15 protein-coding genes are annotated in these 17265 nt (G+C 40.1%); 11 read left to right on the plus strand and 4 right to left on the minus strand.

Features of this window, described 5'->3' with window-relative positions; translation table 11 throughout:
- Positions 1-70 precede the first annotated feature (70 nt).
- From AAU57_RS11095 to AAU57_RS11130, 8 genes are all read left to right on the plus strand, one after another.
- Entirely contained in the window at positions 71-2524 is a 2454-nt protein-coding gene (locus AAU57_RS11095; protein ID WP_231717809.1) for a DUF5916 domain-containing protein, read from the plus strand.
- A gap of 20 nt (positions 2525-2544) precedes the next feature.
- A complete protein-coding gene (locus AAU57_RS11100; protein ID WP_055412974.1) occupies positions 2545-3213 on the plus strand; it encodes an ABC transporter ATP-binding protein in 669 nt (222 codons plus the stop codon).
- Complete coding sequence (locus AAU57_RS11105) at positions 3206-3973, plus strand: TIGR02757 family protein (RefSeq protein WP_055412975.1); 768 nt, start codon at positions 3206-3208, stop codon at positions 3971-3973. Before AAU57_RS11100 ends, AAU57_RS11105 begins: the two co-directional genes overlap by 8 nt.
- A 76-nt stretch (positions 3974-4049) precedes the next feature.
- The gene (locus tag AAU57_RS11110) at positions 4050-5270 is read left to right on the plus strand and encodes a GAF domain-containing sensor histidine kinase (protein ID WP_055412976.1); all 1221 of its coding nucleotides are present in this window, start codon (positions 4050-4052) and stop codon (positions 5268-5270) included.
- 35 nt (positions 5271-5305) lie between these two features.
- Positions 5306-7207 (plus strand): BatA domain-containing protein, encoded by a 1902-nt coding sequence (locus AAU57_RS11115; RefSeq protein ID WP_055412977.1) that lies wholly within the window; start codon positions 5306-5308, stop codon positions 7205-7207.
- Positions 7204-8454, plus strand: coding sequence for a dihydroorotase (locus AAU57_RS11120; RefSeq protein ID WP_055412978.1), 1251 nt, complete (start codon positions 7204-7206; stop codon positions 8452-8454). Before AAU57_RS11115 ends, AAU57_RS11120 begins: the two co-directional genes overlap by 4 nt.
- Entirely contained in the window at positions 8447-8803 is a 357-nt protein-coding gene (locus AAU57_RS11125) for a heparan-alpha-glucosaminide N-acetyltransferase domain-containing protein (protein ID WP_055412979.1), read from the plus strand. Before AAU57_RS11120 ends, AAU57_RS11125 begins: the two co-directional genes overlap by 8 nt.
- A 1-nt stretch (position 8804) precedes the next feature.
- Complete coding sequence (locus tag AAU57_RS11130; protein WP_055412980.1) at positions 8805-9470, plus strand: alpha/beta hydrolase; 666 nt, start codon at positions 8805-8807, stop codon at positions 9468-9470.
- Here AAU57_RS11130 and AAU57_RS11135 read toward each other — a convergent pair whose 3' ends face one another.
- Both AAU57_RS11135 and AAU57_RS11140 read right to left on the minus strand, forming a co-directional pair.
- A complete protein-coding gene (locus tag AAU57_RS11135; protein ID WP_055412981.1) occupies positions 9471-9974 on the minus strand; it encodes a hypothetical protein in 504 nt (167 codons plus the stop codon).
- Positions 9971-10744 carry an MBL fold metallo-hydrolase gene (locus tag AAU57_RS11140; RefSeq protein WP_055412982.1) on the minus strand — a complete coding sequence of 258 codons (774 nt, stop codon included), beginning with the start codon at positions 10742-10744 and terminating at the stop codon, positions 9971-9973. The genes AAU57_RS11135 and AAU57_RS11140 overlap by 4 nt, the downstream gene beginning before the upstream one ends.
- Before the next feature lie 82 nt (positions 10745-10826).
- Here AAU57_RS11140 and AAU57_RS11145 point away from each other — a divergent pair, with 82 nt between their 5' ends.
- Entirely contained in the window at positions 10827-12290 is a 1464-nt protein-coding gene (locus tag AAU57_RS11145; RefSeq protein ID WP_055412983.1) for a hypothetical protein, read from the plus strand.
- On the opposite strand, the gene bcp is transcribed toward AAU57_RS11145, so the two are convergent.
- Positions 12285-12734: a thioredoxin-dependent thiol peroxidase gene (bcp, locus tag AAU57_RS11150; protein WP_055412984.1), complete on the minus strand. Its 450-nt coding sequence runs from the start codon at positions 12732-12734 to the stop codon at positions 12285-12287. The genes AAU57_RS11145 and bcp overlap by 6 nt on opposite strands.
- Before the next feature lie 29 nt (positions 12735-12763).
- Here bcp and AAU57_RS11155 point away from each other — a divergent pair, with 29 nt between their 5' ends.
- A complete protein-coding gene (locus AAU57_RS11155; RefSeq protein ID WP_055412985.1) occupies positions 12764-13429 on the plus strand; it encodes an endonuclease III domain-containing protein in 666 nt (221 codons plus the stop codon).
- A gap of 243 nt (positions 13430-13672) precedes the next feature.
- Here AAU57_RS11155 and AAU57_RS11160 read toward each other — a convergent pair whose 3' ends face one another.
- Positions 13673-14257, minus strand: coding sequence for an RNA polymerase sigma factor (locus tag AAU57_RS11160; protein WP_055412986.1), 585 nt, complete (start codon positions 14255-14257; stop codon positions 13673-13675).
- A gap of 201 nt (positions 14258-14458) precedes the next feature.
- Here AAU57_RS11160 and uvrA point away from each other — a divergent pair, with 201 nt between their 5' ends.
- Positions 14459-17263, plus strand: a complete 2805-nt coding sequence (gene uvrA, locus AAU57_RS11165) for an excinuclease ABC subunit UvrA (protein ID WP_055412987.1) — start codon at positions 14459-14461, stop codon at positions 17261-17263.
- Positions 17264-17265 lie beyond the last annotated feature (2 nt).

Below are 17265 nucleotides of genomic sequence, written 5' to 3' on the forward strand. Positions count from 1 at the left end.
GTTATAAAATGGTTTTTTGCTTTAGTTTTGCAAAATGCGTGATTTTATTGTCCTAAAAAGGACTTTTTTAGTGGTCTTAGCTTTTATGTATTTCGCTTTCGCGAAAGCGCAATCCTCATCAGACCAGACTGACATAAAACGTAAAACGTATCAAGCCACAAGGGTTACGACACAACCTACCATTGATGGAAAGCCTTTTGAGGCATTCTGGGAATCCATCCCATCTGGTGGTGATTTCAAGATGATTGAACCTACCAGCGGCCTGGATGAAAGAGATACGCATCCCACGAAATTTAAGATTGCCTATGACGATAATGCTTTGTATGTGGCTGGTTATATGTATGATAACGAACCAAAGCGCATCTTAAGGCAGTTCTCCCAAAGAGATGAGGTATTTGCCCAGGCAGATCTTTTTGGTTTTTTTCTTAACACTTATAACAATCAAATCAATCAGACCCGATTTTATGCAACGAGCGCCAATGCGCTGGGCGACGCCGTGTCAGAAAATGGTAGTGAGGATTTTAGTTTCAATGTGGTTTTCAAGTCAGAAACTAGCATTGACAACAATGGATGGTACGTAGAGATGCGTATTCCCTATCGCACGCTGCGATTTACTGAAGCTCCTGTTCAAGATTGGAGTTTCCAGATATTCCGCAGGATTAGACATTTGAACGAGGACTATTCCTATAACTACATTGATCGTACAACCGGTTCTTCTTCACAATATGATGCTCTATTGACTGGTGTGAGAGATATCAATCCGCCACTTAGGCTTAATCTTTATCCCTTTGCGGCAACCAGCTATGATATTTTTGATGGTGAGAAGCAATTTGATATAAGTGCTGGTATGGACATAAAGTATGGAATCAATGAAGCATTCACACTGGATGCTACGCTCATTCCAGATTTTGGTCAGGTGGCTTTTGATCAGGTAACACTCAACTTGGGTCCTTTTGAACAAACCTTTAGCGAGAACCGCGCGTTCTTTTCTGAAGGTACTGACCTTTTCAATAAAGGTGGCCTGTTTTTCTCTAGACGCATAGGTCAAACACCTTCGGGCGCTGGAAGTATAGAATTATTTGAAAATGAAGACATCGTTGACAATCCCAGTAACGCAAAACTCCTCAATGCGGTAAAAGTTACTGGAAGAAACCGTAGAGGTCTAGGTATAGGTTTTCTCAACGCCTTTACTGAAAAAACAGAAGCCACCATCGAACGAGTGGACGTAACAGGTGCGAATGACACCATCATTTCAAGACGTAAAGTGATTACCGAACCCATTACGAACTACAATGTATTTGTGCTGGATCAACAGTATGGCTCTAATTCATCAGTATCATTGACCAACGCAAGTACATTGCGCAGCGGTAGTTTTACGGACGCTAATGTAACGGCACTTGTGGTAGATCATAATGATCGTGACTTGAACAACAATTATAGGGCTCAAGTAAAATTGAGTAACCGCTTCCAGCCAGATGAGACAAAATCTGGAACCGCAGTTGCCCTGGACTGGAGAAGTACCAGTGGTAACTGGCAACCTAGATTATCCTATGATTTTATAAGCAACGATTGGGATCCTAATGATTTGGGAAGAAATTTTAGAACCAATTTCCATCAATTTTATGGCGAGATTCAATACGAGCAATTTGTTCCTAAAGGCATATTTAATAGCTATAGGTTTGAATTAGGTGCTGGCCATAGAAGATCTGCAGATCCAGATTTTCACATTCAGAGTGATGTGAGATTAAGTTCCAGATTTTTTACCAAGGAGCGAAATGCCTTCGGTTTTGATACTTCCTTAAATACTCGCAACCTGAACAGGTTTGAATCCAGAGTCTCTGGTCTTAATGTAAGGTATGCTGCGAATCAATCCTTCGGCGGATTCATATCTACAGATTATCGCAAAAAATTTGCGATAGACATTAGAGGTGGCTACTTCTATCTTTTTGACGATCCAGAAAAAGGCTATGATTTCAATATATCGCCTAGATATAGGTTTAGTGATAAATTTCTATTGATCTATAGGTTTGACTGGAGCAAAAACGATCTACGTAATAGCTTTGTCACGACCACAAATAATGGCACCTCTTCCATACTTAGCCGTCGAGATACGCATAGTGTGGAAAATTCTGTTTCTGGAACTTACAATTTTGATAATAAACAGGCATTGAGCCTAGCGTTTAGAAATAACTGGAATAGAGCATCCTTTAGCCGTGATTTTAAAGAATTGCAGGACGATGGCACTACTGAAGATAGCAGCTTTGAATTAGATGAAGACTCAAATCCAGATGCCAACTTCAATGTGTGGAATCTAGATCTATCCTATCGCTGGCGATTTGCACCAGGTAGTGAAGCTAGATTATTGTATCGCAACAGCATCTTTAATTTTGATGATCAAGGCGACATCAGTTTTCAAGACAGTCTGGATGAATTGTTCATGCAGCCGGTTAGACATAATTTGAGTTTGCGTATCACCTACTTTATAGACGTGAATGAAGCCAAAACTTGGTTTTCTTCCACTTAAAAGCAATTACCTTTACCGCCATGATTGAAGCAAAGAATATATATAAAAGCTATGATGACCTGCAGGTGCTCAAAGGTGTTGACCTAAGCATCAAAGAGTCAGAGATTGTGAGTGTTATAGGAAGTTCAGGTGCTGGTAAAACCACACTGTTGCATATCCTAGGTACACTGGAAAAGCCTGATAAGGCGGCCAATTCTTCCTTGATCATCGATGGTACAGATGTGACCCAATTATCCTCACGACAGTTAAGTCATTTTCGCAATCAGTCTTTAGGGTTTATTTTTCAGTTTCATCAACTGTTACCAGAGTTCACGGCATTAGAAAATGTTTGTATTCCTGCCTATATCAATAAGAAATCAAAGGCAGAAGCAGAAAAGCGTGCTCAGGAATTATTGGAATACCTAAGCCTAGGAGATCGCATTCACCATAAACCTAATGAGTTAAGTGGTGGCGAGCAGCAACGCGTTGCGGTGGCTCGATCCTTAATCAACGACCCTAAAGTGATTTTTGCAGATGAGCCCACGGGAAATCTGGACAGCAATACTGCTGCAAACCTTCATGAACTCATACTGGACCTGCGTAAGAATTTCAACCAGACCTTTGTCATTGTTACCCATAATAAAGAACTAGCAACGCTTGCAGATAGCACACTTACCATGAGTGACGGTAGATTTGTCCACCATGAATAAAAAGGAGCTCAAGGAATTTCTGGATCACAAGGTAGAGATCTACAACCAGCCAGATTTCATCCCACATGACCCTATCCAGATACCGCACCGGTTCACGGAGCCTAAGGATATCGCCATCTCAGGTTTCTTGACCGCCACAATTTCATGGGGCAACCGTAAATCCATCATCAACAATGCAGATCGATTGATGGAACTTATGGATCATTCTCCAGCAGATTTTATCCGGAATTTTCAGCCCAAAGATCTGGATCGATTTGAAGGGTTTGTCCATCGCACCTTCAACAGCGATGACTGCAAGACCTTTATGAGAGCATTGCAGGATATAGAGTTGCGAGATGGAGGTTTAGAATTCGCTTTCGCGAAAGCGAACAAAGCATCCACTAATCTACAGGAAGGAATCTCAAGGTTCAAACAACGATTTTTTGAGGTCGAACATTTGCAGCGAACGCAGAAGCATGTAAGCGACCCGTTGAAAAACAGCAGCGCCAAAAGGATCAATATGTTCCTGCGATGGATGGTAAGAAAGGATTTAAATGGAGTGGATTTTGGCATCTGGAACCAGTTGTCGATGAGCGAACTATCCCTACCACTTGATGTACACACTGGTAATATTTCCCGAAAACTAAAGCTGTTGAAGCGCAAGCAAAACGATGCAAAAGCAGTGCTGGAGCTGGATAATGCCTTGAGAAAACTGGATCCAGTGGATCCCGTTAAATATGATTATGCGCTTTTTGGATTAGGCGTTTTTAAAGATTTGTAGGAATTTAGAGTAAGTAGTTAAACTTTTTACAATAAAATAGTTGTATCTTTAAAAACCATTTAAGCCCTAGCCACAGATGACTCCAGCTCCCTTACATCATCTTGAAGATGATCGCCTTAAGTATTTGAATTCGTTTGTGGTACAGCCAGAGGTACCTACTGAGGATTTAGATCAACTGCTTGATGTGGCCTGTCGATTACTGGGCATTCCCAAGGGACTTATCTCCATCGTGGAACGTGATGTAGTGCATTTCAAATCACAATATGGATTTAATCTACCGCCAGCGCCTAGGAATTTGAGTTTTTGCTCACACGCCATAGCTAGCGATCAAGACGTCTTTTATATTGAGGATACAAGGCTTCATCCCTATTTCAAGCATCATCCTTATGTCAAGGCAGAAGATCCAGTCATATTTTATGCTGGAGTTCCCATGATGGACAGTGAGAACCTGCCATTAGGAACGGTCTGTGTCATTGACAATAAACCTAGAAAATTAAGTGAGGAACAAAAGGACTCGCTTAAAATGATTAGCCAGTTGATTATGCGACAAATGCAGTTGCGCAAGGAAAAATTGAAGCTTGAAAAAAAGCAAACGGTTCTAAAAGAAAAGAACGCCATGCTCAAAAACTTTGCCCATGTCGTTTCTCATGACATGAAAATGCCACTGGCAAACATGATCATGACTAGTGATGTGATTAGACAAAAGTATGCGGATAAGTTGGATGCAGCTGGAGTTAATTACCTAACGGGTATCAAGTCTGCTGCTTTTTCAATGAGAGATTATATCGATAACATCTTGACGCATTACGAGAGCGAACACATGGTGATCAATACTGGTGACAAATTTGATATTCACACAGTGCTACTCAATATTGAAGAGATGTTAGGAATGCGTCAGGACTTTATCCAGTTCTTACTTCCTGAAGAAAACATGGAAATGCAGTGTGACGAATCTGCCGTGGAACAGGTTCTGGTTAATCTCGTAGGCAATAGTCTAAAATATAACCATCGCGAATCGATTAGAATTCAAGTTACCGCGACAGAATGCGATAAGTATTACCGTATTTCAGTCATTGATAATGGCATAGGAATACCAGAAGCCAAACAAAAAGAGGTTTTCAAATTATTTACCACGCTTAATCAAGCAGACCGCAGTGGCAAGATAGGTCATGGCATAGGTTTGTCTACGGTAAAGATTTTGGTGGATAAATTGGGTGGCGTTATAAAATGTAAGTCAACCTTAAATGTGGGAACAACCTTTACATTTACCGTTGCAAAACATGTTGGTCAATCTTAGGGAACATCCTATCTTTGAGTAATCTTAGATAATCGATGCTTTTTAAAAATCCCAATCTACTTTACGGGCTTTTATTCCTCCTAATACCGATTATTGTTCACCTTTTCCAGCTTAGGAAATTTAAAAAAGTGGCTTTTACTAATGTTGCTTTTTTAAAACCTCTAATCACTCAAACTAGAAAAAGTCGAACGCTTAAAAAATGGCTTACCCTAATTACTAGACTTTTAGCAATCGCTGCTATCGTATTTGCATTTGCACAACCGTTTTTTCCAACAGAATCTGGTTTGAAGCTCGATGAAAATCTGGTGATTTATTTAGATAATTCCAACAGTTTACAAGCAAAGGGAACTGATGGCAGACTGTATCAAGCAGCGGTCAATGATTTGATTGAAAAGTTACCTTCTGGACTTAGCTTTTCGTTATTTACCAACGATGCTTCTTTTCAAAATGTAACCAAACAAGAGATCGCCAATGAATTGCTATCAGGCTCCTATTCATCCGCCCAACTCAGCCCAGAGCAAGTCATTTTAAAAGCCGACTCCTTCAGGCCTAGAAGCAATGATAATATTTCGTTCGTATGGATTTCAGATTTTCAGCGATCTGGAAACAGTCCATTTGTTTCTACCGATGAGGCGTGGAACACTCGTTTTGTAAAACTAAGTCCTGTAGAATATCAAAACATCAGCATTGATTCGGCTTTTGTATCTATGTCCAATGATAATGATTACACCATCCAGTTATCATTATCCTCCAATTTTGAAGAGGAACAACCGGTAACCATTAGTTTTTTTAATGATGATCTATTAGTGGCAAAAACATCTGCGAGTCTTAAAGATCAGCGTGGTGAAGCAAGTTTTGCTTTATCTGACATCACTTCTTTCAAAGGATCGATTCAAATCGACGACGACGGTTTGCAGTTTGACAATCGTTTGTTCATCTCGAGTAATACGAGAGAAAAAATCAGCGTATTACACATTAACAATACCGACAACGACTTTTTGAAACGTATTTACACTGGTGACGAATTTGATTATACGACAGCAACTCCAAGTAATGTCAATTACAATAGTATCAAAAATCAACAAATAGTCGTTATTAACGAATTAGACGTCGTAAGTCCAGCATTAGCTAAGGAACTGAACGACTTTACTATGGCTGGAAACACTTTGATTATCATTCCTTCTAGCGACGCATCAGGATATGAGGCTTTAAATGGATTACGTGGTCCAGAACCATCTGCCGTAGAAAAGCGAATCACTGGAATCAATTTTGATCATCCCATTTTGCAGAACGTTTTTAGTCAACGGGTGACTAATTTCCAATACCCTAAGGTAAGCTCCACCGCTTTTCAAAATGCTGGTGGTAGTTCAATTCTATCTTTTGATGATGGTAGTTCGTTTTTGGGTCAATTTGAAAACACCTTTTTATTTGCTGCACCACTCAATGAAGAGAATTCAAATTTTCAAAACTCTCCATTAATAGTTCCCGTGTTTTATAAAATAGGTTTGAGAAATACCAGCGTTGGAGTTCTTTATTACCCTATGTCCCAACGCAATGAAATTAGTTTCCCTAAATCGCTGCAACAAGATCAGATTTTGGAACTACAATTGGATAATGACCGTATTATACCTGAGCAAAGAGCCTATAATTCTTTTGTCACCATAGTTACTGGTACAGAGATTAATCGTGCTGGGAATTATGATGTCATGCTTAAAGATGAGTCCATCGCATATGTTTCTTTCAATGCATCCAGAATTGAAAATCAAGCCGATTATTACTCTGATGAAGAAATTGGTGCTCCTGTACTCAGCGAGGTAGGTGCTTTTGTCCAAGAGTTGAACGGAGAAAACAATCGATTAGAACTCTGGAAATGGTTCGTTGCCGCTGCATTGTTTTTTCTTATTTGTGAATTAATGATTTTAAAATTCCTGAAATGATCCTAATCAAAAACGCGCACATCCATCATCCAGATGGTAATTATCACGATAAGAGAATGGATATTCTCATCAAGGATGGAATTATTGATGACATAGCCACATCCATCAAAATAAAAGCCGATCAAGTTATTGAAAACGAGGATCTGCACTTGTCCATAGGTTGGTTTGATAGTAGCGTCAGTTTTGGTGAACCTGGATTTGAAGAGCGTCAAACCATGAAAAATGGACTGGATACAGCTGCCAGCAGTGGCTTTACATATGTAATGCTTAATCCTAACAATAAGCCTAATCCACAAGATGCTTCAGGAATCAATTATTTAAAATCTATAAGTAGTGGACATGCCACAACTCTTCATCCTGTAGGTAATTTTACGATGGACCAAAAAGGAGAACATCTGGCAGAGCTATATGATATGCATCAAGCAGGTGCTGTGTCCTTCTATGATTTTAAGCAATCACTTGAAAATGCCAACCTGCTAAAAGTTGGTTTGCAATATGTGAAACCATTTAATGCCATAATTCAATCCTTTCCTCAAGATGCTCAAATTGCTGGTAAAGGAATGGTCAATGAAGATGCGGCTGGCACACAATTAGGCTTAAAAACCATACCTAAGTTTGCCGAAGAATTACGCATCGCTAGAGATATCGAAATAGCAAGATATACAGGTGCCTCTTTACACATTCCAACGGTAACCACAGGTGCATCGTTAGACCTCATTAAAAAAGCCAAAAAAGAAGGCCTCAGCATCACTTGTAGCGTGTCTGTTCACCATATACTGAAGAATAGCGACGACTTGAACGAGTACGACACGAACTTTAAAGTGCAGCCACCTTTAAAGGAAGCCAGTGAGAATAAGAATCTGATCAAACATATTAAATCAGGTACCGTGGACATGATCACGACAGATCACATCCCGTTGACCATTGAGGCGAAAAATGTAGAGTTTGATCAGGCAGATTATGGTACGATTGGTCTAGAAAGTGCCTACTGCGCTTTGAGCCAAAAGTTAGATCAAGATAACATCATCAGATTGCTAACCGCTGGATACAAAGTATTTTTGCGAGAAATGCCTAAACTTAAAAAAGGTGCGGCAGCAAACCTATCCTTTTTCACTCCGCAAGGAACCATCACGTTGGATAAGAACACGCTCAAAAGCACATCAAAAAACAGCCTTTTCCTAGGTTCTAAAATGACAGGAAAAGTCTTGGGTGTTTATAATAACGGTAAATTGATTTGGAATGAATAAGGATCCACAAGGCAAGCCGATAGCGCTTTTAGCATATGCAAGTGCGGTATTTTTGTATGTGCATCTCATGCTTTTCATAGCCGTGTTAGGCGTTGCAATACTACTTAACTTTAACAAGAATCAGCCGTTTGCTGCCTTTCATCACAGGCAAATGTTAGGGATTGCTTGTATCGCATTCTTGATTACTGCATTTGGCAGCATTTTACCTAGTGGTTGGATTGCTTTTGTATTGATCAGCCTTATCTTTTTGATGGCAATTTTAGGTTTTGCAGATGCTTATAAAAACCAAACCACACCACTTCCCTACATAGGCGAGCAATTTCAAAAGTGGTTTACCTTTATCAAATAATATGAATACAGATTTGAGTCTACACTATATCTCGCGACCTGCAAACCGTAAGAATGCACCACTCCTAATTCTGGTGCATGGCTACGGTAGCAATGAACAGGATCTATTTTCCTTTGCTCCACAAATGGATGCTGGAATACACATCGTTTCGGTTAGGGCGCCTTATGAATTGCCTCCTTATGGTGCCGCGTGGTATGCGATTGATTACACTGCAGATAAAGGAAAGTTTTCAGACCTTAATCAAGCTAGAGAAAGCATCCAGTTGCTTAAAAAATTTGTCGGCGAAGTGAAAGACCGTTACGATGTCAATGCAAAGAGCATCAATATGTTGGGCTTTTCCCAAGGTGCCATTTTATCCATGGCCATGGCACTGTCTGACCCTTCTATTTTCAAAAATGTAGTTGCGATGTCTGGTTATTTGAATGAAGATCTTATAGTGGATATGGATGGATTGGAATCTCGCTTTCGCGAAAGCGAACTCACGACCAACTTTTTCATTTCCCATGGTACAATGGATCAGGTTATTCCATTTTCATGGGCTATGCAGGCACAACCTGTTATGGAACGACTGGATGTGGATTATGTTTTCAAACAATATCCAATGGGGCATGGCGTCTCACCAGAGAATTTTCACGATATGAAAAGGTGGCTGGAAAGCCGTCTGTAATTATCGATAACGATCATTAAGAACCGCTGCAGTAGTTTCAAGAGTGATGTTTTCCTCATCGACAATGGTGTAAGTGACCAGCAACTCACCCCATTGATTGTTGTCTGAAAAATTGACCAGCACCCATTTGTGATTGACAAATCTCGTGTCATTCACCTGGAAACCGCGACCTTGACCTGTGAACGGTACCAACGGATTCCCGCCAGCGGTAAGATTGAGTTCCAGCAATTGATCCGTAACATTTTGCTGGACACGTTCTGAAGTCCAGCCCAATTTCTCAAAATAATTTTTGGCTTCTTGATGCTGTTCCAAGGTAAAATTGAGCGGCTGGTCAAGTCTAGCGTCTGCGATACTGTCTAGGAGCGCTTCCTGCTCTTGAGTTTTGGCTCTTAAGGAAATCACATCCTTTTCAATAGCCTCTTGATAGTTTCTACCGTTGACGTACAGTATCAAAGCAATTAAGGCTGCAAATATGAATAGGTATAAAAAGAGATTACGTCTCATGAATGGGATGTTAATTGTAAAGTGTCGTAGGCTAGAAATACATTTTCAGGAAGTTTTTGTTCAACTTCTGCATGAAAGCCTAGATGGAAACTGATATGGGTAAAATAGGTACGTTTAGGCTGAAGTTCTTCCACTATTGCTAAAGCTTCTTCCACATTTAAATGGGTCTTGTGTGGTTCATACCTTAGCGCATTAATGACTAAAACATCTAGATTTTTGAGCTTTTCCTTTTCTTCTGTCTCTATAGTCTTGACATCTGTCATATAGGCAACATCACCTATACGAAAACCATGAACCGGAATAAATCCATGACTAGCTAGAATGGGTTTGATGATGATTCCATCAATAATCAGATCATCTGTATCAAATAGATGGATATCGAGATCTGCCACACCAGGATATTTGTCTTCTTCCTTGAACATGTAGCTAAATCGATCTTCCAAGGATTCTTGAACGCGTTGCGACATATAACACTGTATCGCTCCTTGCCTGAAAAAAAATGGTCTTAAATCGTCCAAGCCTGCCGTATGGTCTGCATGTTCATGGGTAAACAAAAGCGCATCAAAACGGTGAATACGATTGGTCAACATTTGTTGTCTAAAGTCAGGACCACAGTCGATTATGAATCGTTTGTCATCCACTTCTATGGCCGCACTTACTCTTAACCTTGTGTCTCTGGGATCTGTACTTAGACATACAGGATGATCGCTGCCTATGACAGGAATTCCTTGAGATGTGCCGGTGCCTAGTATGGTGAGTTTTACTTTCATTAAGTTAGGTTAAAAGTATTGATATTTTTTTGTTCTACTAGGACGTTCGTTACCTTTGTTTACAACATATAAAGACGTTTACATGGCTATTACCTTACCAGGAGATAACGATTTTGAGTCAGTTCCTTCCTTAAAGAACAAAGCTCTAAGAATAAATCTAAATCGTAATATCTACGGGACCTTTGCCGAAATAGGTGCTGGTCAGGAAACGGTGAGGCATTTCTTTAGGGCTGGTGGTGCCTCTGGAACCATCGCAAAAGCCATGAGCGCTTACGACAAGGATTTTTCTGATGCCGTGTATGGCATTCAAGACGATGGTCGATATGTTACAGAATCCAGACTGCGCAAAATGCTCCAGCATGAAACTGATCTGATTGAAGAGCGCATTTCCAGAGAAAAACATCCAGATAAATTATTCTTTACTTACGCAAATACCGTTGCTACCATCGACTTTGCCAAAAAGTTTTTGGGACATGGTTGGGTAGGTATTAAATTTCAGGCAGCACCTGGTGAAGAATACAGCGAGATCATCCTACACGTAAGATTTAAAGAACGTGATGCTCGATTGCAACAAATTACTTTAGGGATTCTGGGAACCAACTTGATTTACGGCGCTTTTTATAAGCATGACCAGCCTAAGAAATTGTTGAAATACTTATACGACCATATCGATAAGGACAAAATTGAAATCGATATGATCAATTTTGATGGTCCACGATTTGCGCATGTTGATAATCGATTGATGAGTTTGCAGCTATTACGTAACGAGATGACGGAAGCCGTAATGTTCGGTCCAGATGGGAACAACATTCTAGCGGCAAGAATTCTTTACAAAAAAAACGTGTTGGCATTGCGCGGTAGCTTTAGACCAGTGACTAAGGTGAACATGGACATGTATCACAAGTCCAGAGCCATGTTTATCAAGTCTGGAAAGGTCCAGGAAGATCGATTGGAAACAATTTTTGAGATTACGCTCAGTAACTTAAAGGCTTCTGGTGAGATTGATGAAGAAGATTTCATGCATAGAGCAGAACTGCTTTGTTCATTAGGTCAAACGGTTATGATTTCCAACTTTAAGGAATATTATCGCCTGGTGGAATATCTAAACAATTATACTAAAGAGCGCATAGGTCTAGTCATGGGGACCAATAACCTCATTGATATATTTGACACACAATACTACAACCACTTGAGTGGTGGTATTCTCGAGGCCTTCGGGAAGCTGTTTTTCAAAGACTTGCGTGTTTATCTGTATCCTATGCAGGATGCAGAGACTGGCGAACTTACCACCAGCGAGAACCTCAAAGTACATCCACGTATGAAGGAACTCTACAAGTTCTTCAAATACAATGGTCGCGTTATCGACATTGAAGATTTTGACCCAACCATAGGTCACATCTACTCTCGCGAGGTACTGCGCATGATCGAGTCTGGCGAAGACGGCTGGCAAGAAATGTTACCAGAAGGAATTCCAGAATTGATAGATGAAGGTAACTTCTTCGGTTGCAATAAAAATTGTGAGGCCCAAGTCGATCAGGATCTATAAGATCTGATCGGTATGTTCTTTGGTTTTTACTTTTGAAATTACATCCTCAATCACACCGTTTTCATCAATGACAAAGGTGGTGCGGTGAATCCCATCATATTCCTTTCCCATAAACTTTTTTGGACCCCAAACTTGGTACGCATTAAGTAGTTTGTGGTCTTCATCAGCTAACAAATCATAGGGCAATTCATATTTTTCCTTGAAATTGGATTGACGCTTTGGACTATCGGCGCTGGCACCTAGTATTTCGTATCCGCTTTCGCGAAAGCGAGATACATTATCTCTTAAATTGCAAGCTTCAGCAGTACATCCTGGCGTACTGGCTTTAGGGTAAAAGAATAACACGAGTTTTTTGCCCTTGAAATCAGAAAGTGATACGATGTCACCATCTTGATTGGGAATTGAAAAATCAGGAGCTTTGTCGCCAGCTTTGAGAGTTGTCATAATGAAGTTTTTAAAACATAAAGATAGTAATGAATAAGCAGGAAAAAGTAGATTTTGTCATCCAAACCTTGGAAGAGTTGTATCCAGAAATTCCCGTGCCGCTGGATCACAAAGATCCGTACACACTTTTGATTGCTGTTTTAATGAGCGCACAAAGTACAGATGTACGCGTCAATCAAATTACACCTTTGTTGTTTGAAAGAGCTGATAATCCGTATGATATGATCAGATTATCAGTGGAAGAGATCAGAGAAATCATCAAGCCTGTTGGGCTGTCACCCATGAAGGCCAAAGGTATATATGGTTTAAGTCATATTTTGATTGACAAACACAACGGTCTGGTGCCACAAACTTATGAGGAACTGGAAGAACTTCCTGCAGTAGGTCACAAGACGGCAGCGGTTGTGTTGTCTCAAGCCTACGGTATCCCAGCATTTCCTGTGGATACCCACATTCATAGATTGATGTATCGATGGAATCTGACCAGCGGTAAAAATGTGGTGCAAACAGAAAAAGACGCCAAGCGTCTATTCCCTAAAGAAAAATGGAATGATCTACACTTGCAAATTATATGGTACGGCCGTCAATACAGTCCTGCGCGTGGCTGGAATCTTGATGAAGATATCATCACAAAAACAATAGGTAGAAAAACGGTTCTTGCAGAGTATTATAAAAAGAAAACCCGTCTAGGCTAGGCATAGACGGGTCAAGCAAATCTAAAACAAAACTTAGTTGTTGAGTGTTTCAAAAGTCATATTATTAATTTTTACGACACTCAGTGCTTTTGAAAAGGATAAGATCCTTTGAATGGTTTCTGGCCGTGGCCCTGATGATTTCAATGATTCTGGAGATGTTTGATTGTAAAGTTTTGGCATGTGAATTATTTATTGATTTATCACAAAACGCAAAAAACTAAGCAATATTATATCCAGAAAAGATTATTGTGTTAAAACGATATTGTGTTTATCAATTACTTTACGCAGATTGATCAAAGCATAACGCATTCTTCCCAAGGCTGTGTTGATACTAACATCTGTAGTTTCTGCGATCTCTTTAAAAGACATCTCTTTATAAATACGCATGAGTAGGACTTCCTTTTGGTCTTCAGGAAGTTCGTCAATCAACCTTTTGACATCGCTGTGCACTTGATCTGTAATCAACGCAGATTCAATACTGTCCTCACCATCACTGATGACATCAAAAATATCAAAGTCGTTACGGGATTGAAACTTAGGCATACGCTTGTTCCTACGGAAATGATCGATAACAAGGTTGTGTGCAATTCTCATTACCCAAGGTAAAAATTTACCTTCTTCATTATACTTGCCACGTTTAAGCGTGCGAATGACTTTGATAAAGGTATCTTGGAAAATATCTTCAGTAATATCTCTGTCCAATACTTTGGAGAAGATAAAACCGTGAATTCTTTGTTGATGTCTTTTGATGAGGATTTCTAGAGAAGATTCCTGACCACTCATGTACTGTTTTACCAGTACCGCATCACTTGCGTCTTTGAAGTTCATACAATAACAACTAACGATCTTTTTCAAATGGAAACCGATCTGTTTTAAAGTAGTTTTATTGTATACGCAGTGTTTAAATTTTGTTAACGGGTTAAAGATAACAACATTTGTTCCAAACTAACAAAATTTGTCTTTACAATTTAACATATTAATGATTCGATAGAATCCATTATCGTTGAACCGCTTGTTATCTTTGTGTTTATGGCAGAAAAGATCATCTTCGATAATATAGATTCCCTTAGTCCCAAAAAGAATATTTTAGTTAAGGGCGCTGAGTTACACAACCTTAAAAAGCTCAATGCGGTCATTCCCAGAAACGAAATGGTCGTGATTACTGGGCTTTCTGGTAGTGGAAAATCTTCGCTAGCATTTGACACCTTATATGCCGAAGGACAGCGACGATATGTCGAGAGCCTTTCCTCCTATGCGCGTCAGTTTTTGGGCAGATTGAACAAACCCAAAGTAGAATACATCAAAGGTATCGCGCCTGCCATAGCCATTGAGCAAAAAGTCAATTCCACCAACCCTAGAAGTACTGTAGGAACAACGACTGAGATCTACGATTATCTCAAGTTATTATTTGCACGTATAGGCCGCACCTACTCGCCTATCTCGGGAAATGAAGTGAAAAAGGACACGGTTACAGATGTCATCAATTACATTAAAAAAGAGGAAGACGGAACCAAGTTATTACTGACCACTCGACTCATTGTAAAGGGTAAACGTGATATACCGCAACAACTTGCGGTTTTATTACAACAGGGATTTACACGTATCAAAGTCAATGATGAAGTACATCGTATAGATGAAAATGATCTTAACTTTTCAAGTAAGGATAAAGTGTTTATCGTCATCGATAGGATTATCAAACGCGATGATGAAGATTTTTATAATCGTCTTGCAGATGCTGTAGACACTGCCTTTTTTGAAGGTAAAGGTGTTGCCTATGTAGAACATCTCGACGGTTCTTCGACTCGAGAATTTACAAACAAGTTCGAGCTGGATGGCATGGAATTTTTAGAGCCTAATCCTAACTTGTTCAGTTTTAATAATCCTTATGGTGCGTGTCCCAAATGTGAAGGTTATGGCGATGTGATAGGTATCGATGAAGATCTGGTGATTCCCAACACCGCACTATCGGTTTATGAAAGTGCGGTATTTCCCTGGCGCGGTGACAATATGAGTTGGTACAAGGACCAGTTGATTAAGAATGCATCAAAATTTGATTTTCCTATACATAGGCCTTGGTTTGAATTAACAGATAAGCAAAAGGATCTGGTTTGGGACGGCAATAAATATTTCACCGGTCTCAACGACTTTTTTGCAGAGCTGGAATCAAAGGCCTACAAGATCCAAAACCGAGTAATGCTTTCTCGTTATAGAGGTAAAACAAAATGTTCGGTTTGTAAGGGAAAACGTCTCAGACCTGAGGCCAACTATGTCAAGATCAATGACACGACGATCACAGATCTGGTAGAGATGCCCATCAAAAATTTAAAATCCTATTTCCAAGAAATCAAATTGGATGAATCACAGCAAGTCATTGCAAAGCGATTACTCAAGGAGATCAACAGTCGCCTCGAGTTTTTGTCTGATGTAGGTCTGGATTACCTGACCTTAAACCGTAAATCCAATTCCCTTTCTGGAGGTGAATCACAACGTATCAATCTGGCAACATCGCTAGGTAGTAGCCTTGTGGGAAGTATGTATATTTTGGACGAGCCAAGTATAGGATTGCACCCACGAGATACTAAGCGATTGATTAAGGTTTTAAAAAACCTTAGAGATTTGGGTAATACAGTGATCATCGTGGAGCATGATGAAGAGATCATGCAGGCAGCAGACCGTATTATCGACATAGGTCCAGAGGCAGGAACGCATGGTGGTGAAGTAGTTGCGGCGGGAACTCTTGCAGAGATCTTAAAAAGCAAGAGCCTAACTGCTCAATATCTCAATGGTTCTATGGAAATTCCGCTTCCGCGAAAGCGAAGAAAACATAAATATCACGTTGATATCACAGGTGCCCGACAAAATAATCTTAAGAACATCGATGTGACGTTTCCATTAGGTGTTCTCACCATGGTGACTGGAGTTTCAGGTAGCGGAAAATCTACGCTGGTCAAGCAGATCCTATATCCAGCCATGTTGAAAAAACTAGGTGGATATGGTGCCAAAGCAGGACAGTTTACAGACATTAAAGGGAAGTTTGAGAACGTCAAAACCGTTGAGTTTATTGATCAAAACCCTATAGGGCGTAGTTCTAGATCCAATCCCATAACCTATATCAAAGCCTATGATGATATACGCAGTCTGTTTGCCAGCCAGAAGGTAGCCAAGATTAGAAATTACCAGCCAAAACATTTTTCATTCAATGTCGATGGTGGCCGTTGTGAAACTTGTAAAGGTGATGGCGAGGTGACCATAGAAATGCAGTTTATGGCAGATGTCACTTTGGTTTGTGAGACCTGCAACGGTAAGCGCTTCAAAAAGGAAATTTTGGAGGTACAGTTCGAGGGCAAGAACATTGAAGATGTGCTCAATTTGACCATCAATGATGCGATGGAATTTTTTGAGGAACATTCACAAGATAAAATTTCGCGTAAAATCAAACCATTGCAAGATGTTGGTTTAGGATATGTCACACTGGGACAAAGTAGTTCCACACTTTCTGGTGGTGAGGCACAGCGCATCAAACTGGCGAGCTTTTTAGTCAAGGGAACCACCAGCGACAAGACACTATTCATTTTTGATGAGCCGACCACCGGATTGCACTTTCACGACATCAATAAGCTGTTGGATAGTTTTAACGCGCTTATAGAAAAAGGTCATAGTGTAATTGTCATAGAGCACAACATGGATCTTATTAAATGTGCGGATTACGTGATTGATCTAGGTCCAGATGGTGGCGCAGAAGGCGGTTATCTAGTAGCTTCTGGAACACCTGAGGAAGTGGCGAAAGTCAAGGAAAGTCACTCGGCTCCATTTATCGCAGAAAAACTAAATTAGAA

Source organism: Nonlabens sp. YIK11, from assembly GCF_001413925.1.
In the GTDB taxonomy this organism is placed as follows: domain Bacteria; phylum Bacteroidota; class Bacteroidia; order Flavobacteriales; family Flavobacteriaceae; genus Nonlabens.

Excerpts from the sequence above, each read along its gene's own strand:
- AAU57_RS11105 (WP_055412975.1), top strand. The coding sequence starts at position 3,206 with ATGAATAAAAAGGAGCTCAAGGAATTTCTGGATCACAAGGTAGAGATC.
- AAU57_RS11115 (WP_055412977.1), top strand. The coding sequence starts at position 5,306 with ATGCTTTTTAAAAATCCCAATCTACTTTACGGGCTTTTATTCCTCCTA.
- AAU57_RS11130 (WP_055412980.1), top strand. The coding sequence starts at position 8,805 with ATGAATACAGATTTGAGTCTACACTATATCTCGCGACCTGCAAACCGT.
- AAU57_RS11145 (WP_055412983.1), top strand. The coding sequence starts at position 10,827 with ATGGCTATTACCTTACCAGGAGATAACGATTTTGAGTCAGTTCCTTCC.
- AAU57_RS11120 (WP_055412978.1), top strand. The coding sequence starts at position 7,204 with ATGATCCTAATCAAAAACGCGCACATCCATCATCCAGATGGTAATTAT.
- AAU57_RS11100 (WP_055412974.1), top strand. The coding sequence starts at position 2,545 with ATGATTGAAGCAAAGAATATATATAAAAGCTATGATGACCTGCAGGTG.
- AAU57_RS11125 (WP_055412979.1), top strand. The coding sequence starts at position 8,447 with ATGAATAAGGATCCACAAGGCAAGCCGATAGCGCTTTTAGCATATGCA.
- AAU57_RS11135 (WP_055412981.1), bottom strand. The coding sequence starts at position 9,974 with ATGAGACGTAATCTCTTTTTATACCTATTCATATTTGCAGCCTTAATT.
- AAU57_RS11140 (WP_055412982.1), bottom strand. The coding sequence starts at position 10,744 with ATGAAAGTAAAACTCACCATACTAGGCACCGGCACATCTCAAGGAATT.
- AAU57_RS11160 (WP_055412986.1), bottom strand. The coding sequence starts at position 14,257 with ATGAACTTCAAAGACGCAAGTGATGCGGTACTGGTAAAACAGTACATG.
- bcp (WP_055412984.1), bottom strand. The coding sequence starts at position 12,734 with ATGACAACTCTCAAAGCTGGCGACAAAGCTCCTGATTTTTCAATTCCC.
- AAU57_RS11155 (WP_055412985.1), top strand. The coding sequence starts at position 12,764 with ATGAATAAGCAGGAAAAAGTAGATTTTGTCATCCAAACCTTGGAAGAG.
- AAU57_RS11110 (WP_055412976.1), top strand. The coding sequence starts at position 4,050 with ATGACTCCAGCTCCCTTACATCATCTTGAAGATGATCGCCTTAAGTAT.
- uvrA (WP_055412987.1), top strand. The coding sequence starts at position 14,459 with ATGGCAGAAAAGATCATCTTCGATAATATAGATTCCCTTAGTCCCAAA.